Genomic DNA, 17,751 nt, shown 5'->3' with positions numbered 1-17,751 from the left:
ACTTATGACTAAAAAATACTTTGGCACCGACGGTATCCGTGGTCGGGTCGGCGAGTTTCCGATTACTCCTGATTTCATGCTCAAGCTTGGATGGGCGGCGGGTATGGCGTTCCGCAGCATGGGGGCGTGTCGCATCCTGGTGGGCAAGGACACCCGGATTTCGGGGTACATGTTTGAATCAGCGCTTGAGGCCGGCTTATCCGCCGCAGGCGCCGATGTGATGTTGCTGGGGCCAATGCCGACGCCCGCGATTGCATACCTGACGCGTACCTTTCACGCTGAGGCCGGTATTGTGATCAGTGCTTCGCACAATCCACACGACGACAACGGCATCAAGTTCTTCTCCGGCCAGGGCACCAAGTTGCCGGATGAGATTGAGCTGATGATCGAAGAATTGTTGGATACGCCGATGACCGTGGTCGAGTCCAGCAAGCTGGGCAAGGTGTCACGTATCAATGACGCGTCCGGTCGTTATATCGAGTTCTGCAAGAGCAGTGTGCCAACCAGCACCAATTTTGCCGGCCTGAAGATTGTTGTCGACTGCGCCCATGGTGCGACCTACAAAGTCGCGCCAAGCGTATTCAAGGAGTTGGGCGCAGACGTGACAGTGCTGTCGGCTCAGCCCAACGGATTGAACATCAACGAAAACTGCGGCTCCACCCATATGGAGCAGTTGCAAGCCGCTGTCCTGGCCGAGCATGCCGACCTCGGGATTGCCTTCGACGGTGACGGCGACCGTGTGCTGATGGTCGACCACACGGGTGCCGTGGTCGATGGCGATGATCTGTTGTTCATCATTGCCCGCGACCTGCATGAGCGTAACAAGCTGCAAGGCGGTGTCGTCGGTACGCTGATGAGCAACCTGGGGCTTGAGCTGGCGTTGGCAGACCTGGGTATTCCTTTTGTTCGCGCCAACGTCGGTGACCGGTATGTGATCGCCGAGCTGCTGGAGCGTAACTGGCAGGTAGGTGGTGAGAACTCCGGGCACGTGGTGTGCTTCCAGCACACCACCACCGGTGACGCGATTATTGCGGCGTTGCAGGTGCTATTGGCTTTGCGTCGCCGCGAAGAGAGCCTGGCCCAGGCGCGTCAGGCTTTGCGCAAATGCCCGCAAGTATTGCTGAACGTGCGTTTCGCAGGTGGGGAAAACCCGATCGAGCACCCTGCTGTCAAAGAGGCTTGCGAGCGCGCGACCCTGGCAATGGCTGGTCGTGGACGGGTATTGCTACGCAAGTCCGGCACAGAGCCTTTGGTGCGCGTCATGGTCGAAGGTGACGACGAAATACAGGTTCGCGGTCATGCCGAGGACCTGGCAAAACTGGTAACTGAAGTTTGCGCCTGAATTCGGCTTGCCAGTGATGATGTGGTTGGGTAACATCTGCGCCCACTTTGACCGACGAGGTACAGCATGCGTCGCACTATGGTAGCTGGTAACTGGAAGATGCACGGTACCCGCGCCAGTGTCGCTGAGCTGATCAATGGCCTTCGTCACTTGGCCTTGCCTAGCGGTGTTGATATCGCGGTGTTCCCGCCTTGCTTGCATATCACCCAAGTGGTGGATGGCTTGAAAGGTAAGTCGATTCAGGTAGGCGCGCAGAACTCCGCGGTGGAAGCCATGCAAGGTGCGTTGACCGGTGAGATTGCACCGAGTCAGCTGGTTGATGCGGGTTGTTCCTATGTGCTTGTCGGGCACTCCGAGCGCCGTCAGATGATGGGCGAGCGTGATGGGACACTCAATCGCAAGTTCGCAGCAGCGCAGGCTTGTGGCTTGATTCCGGTGTTGTGTATTGGGGAGACCCTTGAGCAGCGTGAATCGGGCAAGACTCTTGAGGTTGTCTCGCGTCAGCTTGGCAGCATCATCGAGGAGCTGGGTGTTGGTGCGTTCGCAAAGGCGGTAATTGCTTACGAGCCGGTCTGGGCCATTGGCACCGGGCTGACTGCTACACCGCAACAGGCGCAGGATGTGCACGCAGCCATCCGTGCTCAGTTAGCGGCAGAGAATTCTGAAGTCGCACAAGGTGTGCGGCTTCTATACGGCGGCAGCGTGAAGGCGGCCAATGCGGTCGAACTGTTCGGCATGCCGGATATCGATGGGGGGCTCATTGGTGGAGCTTCCCTGAATGCAGATGAGTTCGGTGCGATTTGTCGCGCCGCGGGAAACTGAAAAAATGCTGGAAACAGTCGTAGTCGTTTTTCATCTGTTGGCTGCCTTGGGCGTAGTTGCCCTGGTTTTGTTGCAACAGGGTAAAGGTGCGGATGCTGGTGCGTCTTTCGGTGCAGGTGCTTCAAATACTGTGTTCGGAAGCCAAGGTTCCTCTACCTTTCTTAGTAAGTTTACTGCTATACTTGCCGCCGGTTTCTTCATAACCAGCTTAGGGTTAGGTTACTTTGCTAAAGAGAAAGCTCATGTGCTGACTCAAGTAGGTTTGCCAAACCCAGCAGTGTTGGAAGTGCCAAAAGCAAAACCGGCTTCTGATGATGTCCCGGTGCTTCAAGAGCAAAAGTCGGCTACTCCAGCGACTGACGTACCTCCAGCTCAAGAGCAGAAGTAAGAAGGGTTGTAAGCGCTGTATTGCCGAGGTGGTGGAATTGGTAGACACGCAACCTTGAGGTGGTTGTGCCCATAGGGTGTAGGGGTTCGAGTCCCCTTCTCGGTACCAATTATCAGGAGAGCCCGCTGTTGCGGGCTTTCTTGTAGGTGGAAGGTTACATTGACCCTGTAAGGGATCGGTCGTATACTTCCGCCCCAGCTTTGTCGCGGGGTGGAGCAGTCTGGTAGCTCGTCGGGCTCATAACCCGAAGGTCGTCGGTTCAAATCCGGCCCCCGCAACCAGTTTTAGCGGAGCCCCTTTTAAGGGGCTTTTTGTTAGCTGGACACTTTCAACGCCGCTGTTCGACGGCGTTTCAAGGATGGGCGTTTCGCCCATTTTTTTATTTTGCACAGCATGCACATACATGCACGAGGGGGTTCAGGTGTCGAGCAAGCTAGAAGAGTTGCAGGCCTTGTTGGCCCCGGTGGTCGTGGCCCTAGGCTATGAATGCTGGGGTATTGAGTTTTCGGCTCAAGGTCGCCACTCAATGTTGCGCGTTTATATCGATAAAGAGGGCGGCGTGCTGGTGGACGATTGTGCCATTGTCAGCCGTCAGATCAGCGGTGTTCTGGATGTTGAAGATCCTATCTCCGTTGAATACACCCTCGAAGTTTCCTCGCCAGGCATGGAACGCCCACTGTTCACTATTGATCAGTTTGCAAAATTTGCCGGTGAACAAGTGAAGATCAAGCTGCGATCCCCGTTCGAAGGGCGTCGCAACTTTCAGGGCCTTCTGCGCGGTGTAGAAGAACAGGATGTCGTGGTGCAGGTAGAAGACCATGAGTTCCTGTTGCCGATCGATATGATCGACAAGGCCAACATTATTCCCAGTTTTGACTGAGACGCGGATCCCGCGGATCCAATGGCTTGCGAAAGGCGAGGCGTACGATGAGCAAAGAAGTACTGCTGGTTGTTGAGTCGGTATCCAATGAAAAGGGCGTACCGGCAAACGTGATTTTTGAAGCGCTGGAGCTGGCCCTGGCCACTGCTACCAAAAAGCGTTTTGAAGACGAAGTTGATCTGCGTGTGGAAATCAACCGCCACACCGGTGCCTATGAGACTTTCCGTCGCTGGACGGTCGTCGAAGAAGCCGATCTTGATGATCCGGCCATCGAAACCTGGCCAAGCAAGGTTGCTGAAACGCACCCAGGCGCCCAGGTCGGTGATGTCGTTGAAGAAAAGATCGAGTCCATCGAGTTCGGCCGCATTGCTGCACAGACCGCCAAGCAGGTCATTGTGCAGAAGGTTCGCGAAGCCGAGCGCGCTCAAGTCGTTGATGCCTATCGCGAGCGCCTGGGTGAAATCATCTCCGGCACCGTGAAAAAAGTTACCCGCGACAATGTGATCGTCGACCTGGGCAACAACGCTGAAGCGTTGCTGGCCCGCGAAGACATCATCTCTCGCGAAACCTTCCGTGTTGGCGTGCGTTTGCGTGCGCTGCTCAAGGAAATCCGCACCGAGAACCGTGGCCCTCAGTTGATCCTGTCGCGCACTGCGCCGGAAATGCTGATTGAGCTGTTCCGTATCGAGGTGCCGGAAATTGCCGAAGGCCTGATCGAAGTCATGGCTGCGTCCCGCGACCCGGGTTCGCGTGCCAAGATCGCGGTCCGCTCCAAGGACAAACGCATCGACCCGCAAGGCGCTTGCATTGGTATGCGCGGTTCGCGCGTCCAGGCAGTGTCGGGCGAATTGGGTGGTGAGCGTGTGGACATCGTCCTCTGGGACGACAACCCGGCGCAGTTCGTGATCAACGCCATGTCGCCGGCTGAAGTGGCGGCAATTATCGTTGACGAGGATGCCCATGCAATGGACATCGCCGTTGGCGCAGACAATCTGGCCCAGGCCATTGGTCGTGGTGGTCAGAACGTGCGTCTGGCCAGCCAGTTGACCGGCTGGACACTGAACGTGATGACCGAATCGGACATCCAGGCTAAGCAGCAAGCTGAAACCGGTGACATCCTGCGCAACTTCATCGACGAGTTGGAAGTCGACGAAGACCTGGCGCAGGTGCTGGTAGATGAAGGCTTCACCAGCCTGGAAGAGATTGCCTACGTACCGTTGGAAGAAATGCTCAACATCGACGGCTTTGACGAAGACACCGTCAACGAGCTTCGCGCTCGGGCCAAGGATCGTTTGTTGACTAAAGCCATCGCTACTGAGGAAAAGCTGGCAGACGCCCATCCGGCCGAAGACCTGCTCTCGCTTGAGGGTATGGACAAGGATTTGGCGATGGAACTGGCGGTGCGCGGCGTAATTACCCGCGAAGACCTGGCCGAGCAGTCTATTGACGATCTGCTCGACATCGACGGCATTGACGATGATCGTGCCGGCAAGTTGATCATGGCCGCCCGAGCCCATTGGTTCGAGTAATTAGGCGCGGCCTGAGGAGAGAAGTGCATGACGCAAGTCACGGTGAAACAACTGGCCGATGAGGTCAAAACACCGGTAGAGCGCCTGTTGCAGCAGATGCGTGAGGCAGGTCTGCCGCACACCGCCGCCGAGGAACATGTGAGCGACAGTGAGAAGCAATCGTTGCTGACTCACTTGAAAAGCAGCCACAAGGCGAAAGTGGAAGAACCGCGCAAGATTACATTGCAGCGCAAAACAACCAGCACCCTGCGGGTGGCTGGTAGCAAGAGCATCAGCGTTGAAGTGCGTAAGAAGAAAGTCTTCGTACAGCGCAGCCCGGAAGAAATCGAAGCCGAGCGCAAACGCGAGATGGACGAACGTCGCGCAGTAGAAAATGCTGCACGCCAGAAGGCTGAAGAAGAAGCCAAGCGTCGCGCCGAAGAAGAAGCGCGTAGCCAGCCTGCTGCTGCGCAATCCGCTACTGACGCAGTCGCTGCACCTAGCGCGCCTGTTGAAACTGTGCGTGAGGCCGCTCCGGTTGCCGCTGCTCCAGCACCTGCTGCTGACGCTCGCAAGCGCGACGAACCTCGTCGTCCGGACAAACCACGTGCCGACGATAACAATCGTCGCAGTGGTGGTGGCGATGGCGAGCGTAAAAACGCTCCGCATCGTGCCTCGGTCAAAGAGAAAGCGCCTGCTCCGCGCGTTGCGCCACGCACTACCGACGAAGAAAGCGATGGCTTCCGTCGTGGTGGTCGCGGCAAGGCCAAGCTGAAGAAACGCAACGCCCACGGTTTCCAGAGCCCAACCGGCCCTGTCGTGCGTGATGTGCAGATCGGCGAGACCATCACGGTTGGCGATCTGGCCAATCAGATGTCGGTCAAGGCTGCTGAAATCATCAAGTTCATGTTCAAACTGGGTACTCCAGCGACCATCAACCAGGTGCTTGATCAGGAAACTGCTCAACTGGTAGCCGAAGAACTGGGCCACAAAGTGACCCTGGTCAGCGACACCGCCCTGGAAGACTCCCTGGCCGAGTCCCTGAAGTTTGAAGGCGAGACCTTCTCCCGTGCACCAGTCGTGACCGTAATGGGCCACGTTGACCACGGTAAGACCTCGCTGCTCGACTACATCCGTCGTGCCAAGGTAGCTGCCGGCGAAGCCGGTGGTATCACCCAGCACATCGGTGCATACCACGTTGAAACCGAGCGCGGCATGGTCACCTTCCTTGACACCCCAGGTCACGCCGCGTTTACCGCAATGCGTGCCCGTGGTGCCAAGGCGACCGACATCGTGATCCTGGTAGTTGCAGCGGACGACGGCGTAATGCCGCAGACCATTGAAGCTGTCCAGCACGCCAAGGCCGCTGGTGTTCCACTGGTTGTTGCCGTGAACAAAATCGACAAGCCGGGCGCCGATCTCGATCGCATCCGTAGCGAACTGTCGGTTCACGGTGTGACTTCCGAGGAGTGGGGCGGTGATACGCCGTTCGTTTCGGTTTCGGCGAAAGTCGGTACTGGCGTAGACGAACTGCTCGAAGCGGTCCTGCTGCAAGCCGAAGTCCTGGAACTCAAAGCAACGCCATCGGCCCCGGGTCGTGGTGTTGTGGTTGAATCGCGTCTCGACAAGGGTCGTGGCCCGGTTGCTACCGTTCTGGTTCAAGACGGTACCCTGCGCCAAGGCGACATGGTGCTGGTCGGTTCGAACTATGGCCGTGTACGTGCCATGCTCGACGAGAACGGCAAGCCAATCAAGGAAGCGGGTCCATCCATCCCTGTCGAGATCCTCGGCCTGGACGGTACCCCGGACGCTGGCGACGAGATGAGCGTGCTGTCGGACGAGAAGAAAGCCCGTGAAGTGGCTCTGTTCCGTCAAGGCAAGTTCCGCGAAGTCAAGCTGGCCCGTGCTCACGCCGGCAAGCTGGAAAACATCTTCGAGAACATGGGCCAGGCAGAGAAGAAGACGCTTAATATCGTCCTCAAATCTGACGTCCGTGGTTCCCTCGAAGCGTTGAACGGCGCCTTGAACGGCCTGGGTAACGACGAAGTGCAAGTGCGTGTTGTGGGTGGCGGTGTCGGTGGTATTACCGAGTCCGACGCCAACCTGGCACTGGCTTCCAACGCTGTACTGTTCGGCTTCAACGTGCGTGCCGATGCTGGCGCTCGCAAGATCGTCGAGCAGGAAGGCCTGGACATGCGTTACTACAACGTCATCTACGACATCATCGAAGACGTCAAGAAGGCCCTCACCGGCATGCTTGGCAGTGACGTCCGGGAGAACATCCTGGGTGTCGCCGAGGTTCGTGACGTGTTCCGCTCGCCGAAATTCGGTGCGATCGCCGGTTGCATGGTTATCGAAGGTACCGTGTACCGTAACCGTCCAATTCGTGTACTGCGTGAAGACATCGTTATCTTCGAAGGCGAGCTGGAATCCCTGCGCCGCTTCAAGGATGACGCTTCCGAAGTGCGTGCCGGCATGGAATGCGGTATTGGCGTCAAGAGCTACAACGACGTCAAGGCTGGCGACAAGATCGAAGTCTACGAGAAGGTTCAGGTTGCTCGCAGCCTCTAACTCGCGCACTTCAGGAGCCACGCCGCGTGTGGGCATGCAAATGCCCCGCGCAGCGTCCGGACTCTAAACGCAACGCCCGGTCTGGCTTTTGTCAGGCCGGGCGTTTGCCGCTTTCAGACCCCACGGGTTTCACCGTGTGGCAGTAACAGGTAACAAGACATGGCAAAAGAATACAGCCGTACCCAACGTATCGGCGATCAGATGCAGCGTGAGCTGGCCCAACTGATCCGTCGCGAAGTCAAAGACCCGCGTGTTGGCCTGGTCACCATCACCGCTGTAGAAGTGAGCCGTGACGTGGGTCACGCGAAGATCTTCATCACCGTGATGGGCCAGGACAACAGCGAAGAGATCGCGCAAAGCATCAAGGTGCTCAACTCGGCGGCAGGTTTCCTGCGCATGCAGTTGGCCCGTGAAATGAAGCTGCGCAGCGTGCCCCAGTTGCACTTCCACTACGACGAAAGCGTCGTGCGTGGTGCGCACCTGTCGGCCCTGATCGAGCGCGCCGTGGCTGAAGACAATCAGCACCCATCCACACCTGAAGACGCCAAGGAGTAAGCGGTGGCTCAGGTCAAACGTATCCGTCGTAACGTCAGCGGCATCATCCTGCTCGACAAACCCATTGGCTTTACCTCCAATGCCGCGTTGCAGAAGGTCCGCTGGCTGCTCAATGCCGAGAAGGCCGGACACACCGGCAGCCTTGATCCCTTGGCTACTGGCGTACTGCCGTTGTGCTTTGGCGAGGCCACCAAGTTCTCGCAATACCTGCTCGATTCCGACAAGGGTTACGAAACCCTGATGCAACTGGGCAAGACCACCACCACGGCAGATGCCGAAGGTGATGTTTTGCAGGTTCGCGACGTGACCGTTGGTCGTGCTGATATCGAAGCTGCTTTACCTGCTTTTCGTGGGCAAATCAGTCAGATACCGCCGATGTACTCGGCTCTAAAGCGTGATGGGCAGCCCCTTTACAAGCTGGCACGTGCGGGCGAAGTAGTGGAGCGCGAACCGCGTTCTGTTACTATTGCGCGCTTGGAATTGCTCGCCTGTGAAGGTGACACCGCACGCTTGGCCGTAGACTGCAGCAAAGGCACTTATATCCGTACCCTGGTGGAAGATATTGGTGAACAGCTCGGTTGCGGCGCGTATGTAGCTGAACTGCGACGCACCCAGGCCGGACCTTTCAGCCTGGCCCAGACGGTCACGCTGGAAGAGTTGGAGGCGGTACACGCCGAAGGTGGCAACGAAGCAGTTGATCGCTTCCTGATGCCATCGGACAGCGGTTTGCTGGATTGGCCATTGCTGCACTTTTCGGAACACAGCGCGTTCTACTGGCTTAACGGCCAGCCGGTACGCGCCCCGGATGCCCCGAAGTTCGGCATGGTGCGGGTACAGGATCATAACGGTCGCTTTATCGGTATCGGTGAAGTGAGCGAAGACGGGCGCATCGCGCCACGTCGACTGATTCGGTCAGAATGACCGAACGAGTGTGGCTGTTAACAGGCACGGTCAACACTCATTTTTAGATACAGGGATTTGTCCCTGGCCTGTTGAAACTGCCCTTTGGGTGGTTTCCTGAAAAAAGGATTGCCTCATGGCTCTCGACGTTCAAGAAAAAGCACAAATCGTAGCTGACTACCAGCAAGCTGTTGGTGACACTGGTTCGCCAGAAGTGCAAGTTGCACTGCTGACCCACAACATCAACAAGCTGCAAGGTCACTTCAAGGCCAACGGTAAAGATCACCACTCCCGTCGTGGTCTGATCCGCATGGTAAACCAGCGCCGTAAGCTGCTGGACTACCTGAAAGGCAAGGATCTGGGTCGTTATCAGGCTCTGATCGGTCGCCTGGGTCTGCGTCGCTAATCAGCGATTGCGCTAGAGGTTGGTTGTCTGCCGTGTGTCAGTGGGATTCCCGCTGGCCCATGGTAGGCTCCCAGCCTCAAGTTTTATCTGGATACACGTTTTACCCCTGGACAAGGGTTGGGCCGATTCCCGACATTGCCCAAGAATTTCGCAAGAAGACAAGTTCCCCAAGAGCCACAAAGAAGGTAGGACACCGTGAACCCGGTTATCAAAAAATTCCAGTTCGGTCAGTCGACCGTTACCCTCGAGACAGGCCGTATCGCCCGTCAAGCCTCCGGCGCAGTGCTGGTTACCGTTGATGACGACGTTACCGTATTGGTGACCGTTGTTGGCGCCAAGCACGCCGACCCAAGCAAAGGCTTCTTCCCTCTTTCCGTTCACTACCAGGAAAAGACTTACGCTGCCGGTAAGATCCCTGGCGGTTTCTTCAAGCGCGAAGGCCGTCCTTCCGAGAAAGAAACCCTGACTTCCCGACTGATCGACCGTCCGATCCGTCCGCTGTTCCCAGAAGGCTTCATGAACGAAGTGCAGGTTGTCTGCACCGTCGTTTCCACCAGCAAGAAAACCGATCCTGACGTCGCTGCGATGATCGGTACTTCGGCTGCCCTGGCCATCTCCGGTATTCCTTTCGATGGCCCGATCGGCGCAGCCCGCGTTGCTTTCCACGAAAGCACCGGTTACCTGCTGAACCCGACTTACGAGCAACTGAAAGCATCGAGCCTGGATATGGTCGTTGCCGGTACGTCGGAAGCCGTATTGATGGTTGAATCGGAAGCCAAAGAGCTGACCGAAGACCAGATGCTGGGTGCAGTACTGTTTGCTCACGACGAGTTCCAGGTTGTGATCAACGCTGTTAAAGAACTGGCTGCCGAAGCTGCCAAGCCGACCTGGGCCTGGGCTCCGCAAGCCGAAGCCACCGAACTGCTGGGCGCTATCCGCTCCGAGTTCGGCACTGCGATCTCCGATGCCTACACCATCACCGTCAAGGCCGACCGTTACGCTCGCCTGGGTGAGCTGAAGGACCAGGTTGTTGCCAAGCTGTCCGGCGAAGAAGGCCAGCCTTCTTCCAGCGAAGTCAAAGCAGCCTTCGGTGAAATCGAATACCGCACCGTTCGCGAAAACATCGTTAACGGCAAGCCTCGTATCGATGGCCGCGACACACGCACCGTTCGTCCGCTGAACATCGAAGTCGGTGTTCTGCCGAAGACTCACGGTTCTGCACTGTTCACCCGTGGTGAAACCCAGGCACTGGTCGTTGCGACCCTGGGTACTGCCCGTGACGCACAGCTGCTGGACACCCTGGAAGGCGAGAAAAAAGACCCGTTCATGCTGCACTACAACTTCCCGCCGTTCTCGGTGGGCGAGTGTGGTCGCATGGGCGGTGCTGGTCGTCGCGAAATCGGTCACGGCCGTCTGGCCCGTCGTTCGGTCCAGGCCATGCTGCCTGCTGCTGACGTGTTCCCGTACACCATCCGTGTGGTGTCGGAAATCACCGAGTCCAACGGCTCCAGCTCCATGGCTTCGGTCTGCGGTGCTTCCCTGGCGCTGATGGACGCGGGTGTGCCGATGAAGGCGCCGGTTGCCGGTATCGCCATGGGCCTGGTTAAGGAAGGCGAGAAGTTCGCCATCCTGACCGACATCCTGGGTGACGAAGACCACCTGGGCGACATGGACTTCAAAGTAGCCGGTACCGCCAAAGGTGTTACCGCGCTGCAGATGGACATCAAGATCAAGGGCATCACCGAAGAGATCATGGAAATCGCCCTGGGCCAAGCCCTGGAAGCGCGCCTGAACATCCTCGGTCAGATGAACCAGATCATTGGTCAGTCCCGTACCGAACTGTCGGAAAATGCTCCGACCATGATCGCGATGAAAATCGACACCGACAAAATCCGTGATGTTATCGGTAAAGGCGGCGCGACCATTCGTGCGATCTGTGAAGAGACCAAGGCTTCGATCGACATCGAAGACGACGGCTCGATCAAGATCTTCGGCGAAACCAAGGAAGCTGCAGAAGCTGCGCGTCAACGCGTCCTGGGCATCACCGCTGAAGCCGAGATCGGCAAGATCTACGTCGGTAAGGTTGAGCGCATCGTCGACTTCGGCGCATTCGTCAACATCCTGCCAGGCAAAGACGGTCTGGTTCACATCTCCATGCTGAGCGACGCTCGCGTTGAGAAAGTCACCGACATTCTGAAAGAAGGCCAGGAAGTGGAAGTGCTGGTACTGGACGTGGACAACCGCGGCCGTATCAAGCTGTCCATCAAGGACGTAGCAGCAGCCAAGGCTTCGGGCGTTTAATTACCCCAGGCTCACGCTGAAAAAAGGACTCTTCGGAGTCCTTTTTTTACGCCTGAAGGAAAATGCCGAAAAATCAGACGCTTAGTAAATCGCAAAAGCCGCAACTTGCACGCAGGCACGATCAGGTTCATGCAAGTTGCACGATTCCGAAATTCGGCTATTTTGATAACTATATGATTTTTAAGGATTTAATCTGCGCTAGAGACTTGGCACACTGCCTGCAATAACCCTGTTAACGCTGCAGCATCAAGGTTCACACACTGCAGACTTTTAATAAAACAGGAGTTACTCGTATGAAGAAGTTCGCTCTCGCTACTGCTACCGCTCTGACCCTGGCCATGGGTGCTAACGTGGCCTTTGCCCAGACTTCCCAAGCTCCAATGACCCTGGCGGCCGGTGAAGCCACCAAGGCAAAAGAAAGCGTTTCGGATACTTGGATCACTACCAAAGTTAAATCCGATCTGCTGACCGAAAAAGGCATTCCTGGTTCGGACATCAAGGTTGAGACCAACAAAGGTGTGGTTTCCCTGTCTTCGACCGTAGCCATTTCGGACGCGCAGAAAGAAACTGCCGTAGCGATCACCAAGAAAATCAAAGGTGTAACCGCAGTTTCGGCTGACGGCCTGTTGGCTGGCGGCGCTACCAAGGCAGACAACATCGACAAAACCAAAGGTGCAGCAGCTGACGCCAAAGGCGCAACCTCCGACACCTGGATCACCACCAAAGTCAAAGCTGACCTGGTCACCGAGAAAGGCATTCCTGGCACCGACATTAAAGTCGAAACCAACAAGGGTGTAGTTTCCCTGTCCTCTTCGGTCGCTGTGACCGAGGCACAGAAAACGACCGCGGTGAACATCACCAAGAAAATCAAAGGCGTTAAAGCTGTATCGGCCGATGGCCTGAAAGCAGAGTAACGCTCAAGCACTCGTCTGAACTAGCGGCGGCGGCGCGTGAGTTAGATATCCACTCAATGCACCTCTAAGTTTCATGCGACCGACCACACGGATGTGGTCATTACAGGCCTCGGCACTTCTGTGTCGGGGCCTGTTCTATTGGGGCGGGAAAGTAATGCGGTAGCGGCTTGCCGTGGACGCCTACTCGGCATCCAGGTGCATCGGCGTTATCACTCGACCGTCTTTCTCTGCCTGGCCCAGTTGCGCGTCAATGAAGTAAACCCGGTCGTCCTCCAGCTGGGCTTTATCCACCAGGTAGTCCTTGATCGTGCTTGCACGGTCCTGGCCCAACTGGCGCAGCAGCACGTCACTGCCACTCCAGAACTTGATCACGCCCTCTTTCAACTTGGTCGAGCGGTCACTGCTGCTCAGGTCCTTCCATTCTGCCGGAGGCTGCTGTTTCAAGCGGGTGCGGTAAATACCTTCGAGCAAGGGGGCTTTTTCGCTCTCAGGGACTTCCAGCAAGGACGCCTGGGCCGGGACTTTCTCGCCACGGCGCTGCAGCATTTTGTAGTAGTTGTATTGGTATTCCCGCTCCAGCCGCTGGGCCGCCAGGAATGGGCCGTCGCTGCTGGCTGCGGCCGTGCCTTCGATTTCCAGGCGTAGGGCAGGGCGTTCTTTCAAGGCTTTGGCCAAGGTGTTGAGAGCGCCTTCGGCGTCTTTGTTCAACTCGCTGGAGCCTGCCGCGAACGACACGCTACCCAAGTCCTCCGCTCCGCCTCCGGTGACCAATCCGCCAATAAACTTGAACGGCGCAGTGGCCGCCCGCACCACCAGATTGCGCAGGGTTTGCCACACAATGGGCATCACGCTGAATTGCGGGTTATTCAGGTCACCGGATACGGGCAGTTCGATGGAGATCTTGCCGTCGCTGTCCTTGAGCAAGGCGATTGCCAGACGAATCGGCAAGTCCACGGCATCGGCGCTGTCGACTTTTTCGCCCAGTTGCAATTGCTCGACCACCACTTTGTTCTCAGCCTTCAACTGGCCCTTGGTGATCACGTAATGCAGGTCAAGGTTGAGGCGGCCCTTGCGGATGCGGAAACCGGCGAACTTGCCCGAGTAAGGCGTCAGGGTGGTCAGCTCGACACGTTTGAAGCTGGTGGCGATGTCCAGCGCCGCCATCGGGTCAAACGGGTTCACGCTGCCTTTGATGGTCACCGGTGCATAACGGTCCACCTTGCCCTTGATGTCAACGCTCGCCGGCTTGGCCTGGCGACTGTCGATGGTGCCGATCTGCCCATTGAGCTGTTGGATCGCAGTGGCGAAGTTGGGGGTGAGGCTGAAGTCGGCGAAGTTGGCCGAACCGTCGTTGATCGCAATCTGCCCGATATGGATACCCAGCGGCTTGTCTTTGCTCGCGGCAGGTTTGGCTGACGATTTGGCGCCACTGTCAGCCGGCTGCGGGATCAGCAAGTCGTCGACGTTGGTGGTGCGGTCATCGTTGATCATGAACCGCGCATAGGGCTGCAGCAGGTTGACCTTGTCGATCGACAGGCTGTCGCCGTGTTGGTAGTTCACGCCTTCGAGCACCAGGCGCTGCCACTTGAGGAAGTCGCGGGTCTTGAGGGTGTCGAGGGTATGCAACTGGTCAACCTGCGCTCGGCCGGTGATCTGCAGCGCCAGGGGATCGGTGCTTTTCAGGTTCACGTCGAGGTCGCTGCCAAGCATGCCACTGCGCAGTTCCAGGCGGATAAACGGGCTGATATAGGACTGGGCGACCCGCAGGTCGATGTCCTTGGTATTGACCTTCAACTTGGCGCTGACCGGGTTGAGGTTAACCGTGCCGGTTGCCTGGATCTTGCCCTGCTTGCCCAGGCCGGTGTCGACCTTCAGGGTAAAGGGGCTCTGGTTGAGGCTGTCGAAGTTCTGCACGTCGACGTTCAACGGGCCGAGCTCCAGCGCCACCGCAGGTTTGGCCTGACGGTCGGCCAAGTGCACTTGGTAGTTGCGCAGCTGTACATCCTTGAGCAGCACTTGCCAGGGCTTGCTTGGGGCGACGGGCGCAGGCTTTGGCGAGTCGGCCGTGGCGGGTGCAGTCGCAGGCTCCGGCGCCTTGGCCGGTTTGTTCGGCTGGCCGGCGAACAGTTTTTGCCAGTCCAGTTGCCCATCCGCTTCACGAGCCGCCCAGGTCTCGAGTTTATTGCTGCGGATCTTGCCCACCACCACCTGCTGCTTGGCCAGGTCCACCGTGGTCTCGCTGACGTCCAAACGCTCCAGGCGCACCAACGGCCGGCCATCCGGGGCCTTGATCGCGAACGGTGCGATGCTGGCGGCGGTGTTGGTCAGGTTCAGCTCGGTCTCTTTGGCCAGGCTGAACCTGTATTCGGTACTGAAGTTGAGCACGCCGTCTTCAAGTACCAGGGGTAAGGCGTCACGCACATAAGGCCACCAGGCTTTCATCTTGCCGCCGGTGACTTTGAGCGTACCTTCGGACGTGATCGGCACCAGGCTGAAGTTGCCTTTCCAGTCGATCTGCCCGCCTTCAGGGCCGGCGGCGACCAAGGTCATGTCCGCATTGTCTTCCGGCAGGGTGCTGAGATTCTTCAGTTCGAAGTCGAGGGTGTCGTAGAGGAATTCGATGGGTTCGCTGGGACGCAGGTCTTGGAAATGCAAATAACCGCCAGCCAGCTTGATGCTGTCGACACGCAGCGGGAACGGCTTGGCGTCAGGGTCTGCCGGGGTCGGCTCGCTCGGTGGCAGCTTGAACAACTGCGCCAGATTCAGCTGGCCTGACTTGTCGAACAACAACTCGGTCCTGGGCTTGTCCAGTTGCACATCCGCCAGGTGCAGGGCGCGGGTCCACAGGCTATCGGCCTGCAGATTGGCGTAAAGCCGTTCGAAACCTACCTGTTCCTTACCGGGCTCGCCGATCTTCAAGCCCCATACCGTTACTTCCAGGCTGAACGGGTTAAGTTCGATCCGTTCGATGTGTGCCGGCACTGTGGCGTAATTGGCCAACTGTTGGTTGGCAATGCGAAGGGCGATGCCAGGCAAAATCAGAAAGCCCAGCAAGCTGTACAACGCGAGGGCAGTCAACAAGGCGCCAGCGGCGCGAATCAATCCTTTGGGCATGGGGCGGCGCCATCTATGTCAAACAGGAGTGCCTTGGAGTATGGCACGGGTTTTCGGTTCCGAAGAACCGGGCCTTTAGGATGCTGCTTACAGTTGAAGTATCAGAGTCTTCAGCGGTGGCTGTTGATCTTGTGAGGGAAAGTCCGCGCCGGGCGTCATGATTTTCCAGTCTCGCACCGGACGCCCAGCCTTTTGCGCACAACGCAGCACCTGTTCACGCCAATCCTCCATGCTGACTTTTGCCAGGTTGTTACAGCAGATCAGCACGCCATTGTCGGCTGTAGCGAGCAGTGCCGGCTTGAGCAGGCTCTGGTAGTCACGCAACAGGTCAACGGTACCGAAGGCACTCTTGGCCCAGGCCGGCGGGTCGAGCAACACCAGGTCATATTGACGCTGCTCCAGGCGCGGATAGCTCGGCAGTTTTTGCCCGCGACGCTGGGTGATCGGCAGCCCGGCCAGTTGGCGAATCGCCGGGAAGTAGTCCGATTGTACGAACTCCATGGTAGGAAGCTGTGGATTGAGCTGGCCGTTTTCACGCCCCACCGCCAGGTTGCCCTCGGCGAAGTCCAGGTTGCATACCTCGCGCGCACCCCCGGCAGCGGCGCTCAGGCCCATCCCACAGGTGTAGGCAAACAGGTTCAGTACGCTTTTGCCGGCGCTGTGGCCCTTGACCCAGCCGCGGGTATTGCGCAGGTCGAGGAACAGCAGTGGGTCCTGGCCGGCGTGGCGCCCACGGACACGGTAATTGAGGCCCCATTCGTGGCCGACCAGGTCTTCCAGCGCGGCAGGTTCGGCGCGGTATACCGAATCTTCGCGATCGACCCGCGAGTTGCCGCGGGAGCGGTCGTTGTAGACCAGCAGCAACTCCAGGCCCATGTGCTGGTTGACCAGTTGGTGCAGCTCCAGCAGGTCGGCGGTTTCCAGCGACTGATGGAAGCTTTGCACCAGTAACTGCGGGCCGTAGCGGTCGATGGTCAGGCCGCCGGCGCCTTCCTGGCTGCCATGGAACAGCCGATAGCAATCGGTGCCCTGGGCGTGCAGTTCGCTGATCAGATCCTGGCGATGATCGAGGGCGGCGCGCAGCGCCTGATTCAAGGGAGACATGGAGCGCGCCTTGCTTAGGTAAATGGGGGTAATGAGGGCGCGGAGTTTAGCAGCTATGGCGCGTTGCCTACATCAACCCCATCCGCCGGTGTGCACGCTGCACCGAACCATTGCGCATCGCCCAGCGCAACAACGGCGCGCTGCGCTTGACCCCGGCGCGGATCATCCGGCGTTGCAGCGGGCCCTGGTGCTGATCGAGCAGGGTGCTGGCCCAGTCCGGCAGCAGGTCGATCCCGGCTTGCATCATCAAGGCACCAAAAGGCTTGGCCAACAGGCTGGGGGAGGGCGCGTTCAGCAACAGGCGCAGCACTTCGCGGCTGCGCTCGTCGCACAGCAATTGCGGGCGGATATTCTCAAGGTAATCGGAAATTTCCTGGCGTGAATGCGGCACATCCTGCGCGCCGAGCCGTTCTGCGACGACGGCGATCTCGCTGTAGTAACGGTCCTGATCACGGCCGCAGAGGTGCGGGTTGCGATAGCGCAAGTGGGCAGCAAGAAAGTTGCTCACCTCCGCCACATGCACCCAGGTCAGCAGCGCTGGATCGCTGGCCGCGTAAGGCCTCCCGTCCGGGGCATGGCCCACCACCTGCAGGTGAATGGTGCGCACTTTTTCGATCAGCCAGTCGGCGTCTTTGCGCGCGCCGAACGTGGTACCGGAAATAAACTGCGAGGTACGGCGCAGGCGCCCAAGCATGTCCTGGCGAAAATTCGAATGGTCCCACACGCCGGCCAGGGCCAATGGGTGCAAGGCTTGCAGCATCAAGGCGCTGATGCCGCCGATGAGCATGCTGCTGAAGTCACCATGGACTTGCCAACTGACCGAGTCCGGCCCGAACAGGCCCGGATCGCCCTTGGGATTTTCCAGGTCCAGTTGGCCCAGTGACAAGCCGGTGAGACTCATCAACTGGGTTTCGATACGGCTGCGGATAAATTCCATGGCGACTCG

The 17,751-nt window shown here is 58.1% G+C and carries 14 protein-coding genes and 2 tRNA genes; 13 read left to right on the top strand and 3 right to left on the bottom strand.

Annotated elements, in window-relative coordinates; genetic code table 11:
- Nucleotides 1-4: 4 nt before the first annotated feature.
- The 13 genes from glmM (at nt 5) to BFQ01_RS11025 (ending at nt 12,587) form a co-directional block, all read left to right on the top strand.
- Nucleotides 5-1,342 carry a phosphoglucosamine mutase gene (gene glmM / locus BFQ01_RS11080; RefSeq protein ID WP_065925311.1) on the top strand — a complete coding sequence of 446 codons (1,338 nt, stop codon included), beginning with the start codon at nt 5-7 and terminating at the stop codon, nt 1,340-1,342.
- 66 nt (nt 1,343-1,408) lie between these two features.
- Nucleotides 1,409-2,164, top strand: a complete 756-nt coding sequence (gene tpiA / locus BFQ01_RS11075) for a triose-phosphate isomerase (protein WP_015885920.1) — start codon at nt 1,409-1,411, stop codon at nt 2,162-2,164.
- Between the two features lie 4 nt (nt 2,165-2,168).
- Nucleotides 2,169-2,552: a preprotein translocase subunit SecG gene (secG, locus tag BFQ01_RS31365; protein WP_010206600.1), complete on the top strand. Its 384-nt coding sequence runs from the start codon at nt 2,169-2,171 to the stop codon at nt 2,550-2,552.
- Nucleotides 2,553-2,574: 22 nt separating this feature from the next.
- A tRNA-Leu gene (locus BFQ01_RS11070) sits at nt 2,575-2,660 on the top strand.
- A gap of 96 nt (nt 2,661-2,756) precedes the next feature.
- Nucleotides 2,757-2,833: transfer RNA gene (locus BFQ01_RS11065), tRNA-Met, on the top strand.
- A 140-nt stretch (nt 2,834-2,973) separates the two neighbouring features.
- Nucleotides 2,974-3,432 (top strand): ribosome maturation factor RimP, encoded by a 459-nt coding sequence (rimP, locus tag BFQ01_RS11060; protein WP_003235029.1) that lies wholly within the window; start codon nt 2,974-2,976, stop codon nt 3,430-3,432.
- Between the two features lie 47 nt (nt 3,433-3,479).
- Nucleotides 3,480-4,961, top strand: a complete 1,482-nt coding sequence (nusA, locus tag BFQ01_RS11055; RefSeq protein WP_003212187.1) for a transcription termination factor NusA — start codon at nt 3,480-3,482, stop codon at nt 4,959-4,961.
- Between the two features lie 27 nt (nt 4,962-4,988).
- Nucleotides 4,989-7,511, top strand: coding sequence for a translation initiation factor IF-2 (infB, locus tag BFQ01_RS11050; RefSeq protein ID WP_065925310.1), 2,523 nt, complete (start codon nt 4,989-4,991; stop codon nt 7,509-7,511).
- Between the two features lie 159 nt (nt 7,512-7,670).
- Nucleotides 7,671-8,066 (top strand): 30S ribosome-binding factor RbfA, encoded by a 396-nt coding sequence (gene rbfA / locus BFQ01_RS11045; protein ID WP_029298974.1) that lies wholly within the window; start codon nt 7,671-7,673, stop codon nt 8,064-8,066.
- A gap of 3 nt (nt 8,067-8,069) precedes the next feature.
- Nucleotides 8,070-8,987 carry a tRNA pseudouridine(55) synthase TruB gene (gene truB, locus BFQ01_RS11040; protein WP_027605370.1) on the top strand — a complete coding sequence of 306 codons (918 nt, stop codon included), beginning with the start codon at nt 8,070-8,072 and terminating at the stop codon, nt 8,985-8,987.
- 115 nt (nt 8,988-9,102) lie between these two features.
- Nucleotides 9,103-9,372, top strand: a complete 270-nt coding sequence (rpsO, locus tag BFQ01_RS11035) for a 30S ribosomal protein S15 (protein ID WP_003176135.1) — start codon at nt 9,103-9,105, stop codon at nt 9,370-9,372.
- Nucleotides 9,373-9,567: 195 nt separating this feature from the next.
- Nucleotides 9,568-11,673 carry a polyribonucleotide nucleotidyltransferase gene (gene pnp / locus BFQ01_RS11030; protein ID WP_027605371.1) on the top strand — a complete coding sequence of 702 codons (2,106 nt, stop codon included), beginning with the start codon at nt 9,568-9,570 and terminating at the stop codon, nt 11,671-11,673.
- Between the two features lie 293 nt (nt 11,674-11,966).
- On the top strand, nt 11,967-12,587 hold the full coding sequence (locus BFQ01_RS11025) for a BON domain-containing protein (RefSeq protein WP_027605372.1): 621 nt from the start codon (nt 11,967-11,969) through the stop codon (nt 12,585-12,587).
- A 180-nt stretch (nt 12,588-12,767) separates the two neighbouring features.
- Here the strand turns inward: BFQ01_RS11025 and BFQ01_RS11020 are convergent, their stop codons facing one another.
- The 3 genes from BFQ01_RS11020 to BFQ01_RS11010 all read right to left on the bottom strand — a co-directional run bounded on the left by BFQ01_RS11020 (nt 12,768) and on the right by BFQ01_RS11010 (nt 17,742).
- The gene (locus BFQ01_RS11020) at nt 12,768-15,701 is read right to left on the bottom strand and encodes a DUF748 domain-containing protein (protein ID WP_065925309.1); all 2,934 of its coding nucleotides are present in this window, start codon (nt 15,699-15,701) and stop codon (nt 12,768-12,770) included.
- Nucleotides 15,702-15,788: 87 nt separating this feature from the next.
- Nucleotides 15,789-16,805: a class I SAM-dependent rRNA methyltransferase gene (locus tag BFQ01_RS11015; RefSeq protein ID WP_065925308.1), complete on the bottom strand. Its 1,017-nt coding sequence runs from the start codon at nt 16,803-16,805 to the stop codon at nt 15,789-15,791.
- Between the two features lie 67 nt (nt 16,806-16,872).
- Nucleotides 16,873-17,742, bottom strand: coding sequence for an oxygenase MpaB family protein (locus BFQ01_RS11010; protein ID WP_065925307.1), 870 nt, complete (start codon nt 17,740-17,742; stop codon nt 16,873-16,875).
- Nucleotides 17,743-17,751: the final 9 nt, after the last annotated feature.

The organism is Pseudomonas sp. 8 R 14 (genome assembly GCF_900005955.1).
Classification (GTDB): Bacteria; Pseudomonadota; Gammaproteobacteria; order Pseudomonadales; family Pseudomonadaceae; genus Aquipseudomonas; species Aquipseudomonas marginalis.
Note: the sequence above shows the minus strand (reverse complement) of the source record. Positions and strands in the feature narration are given on the sequence as shown.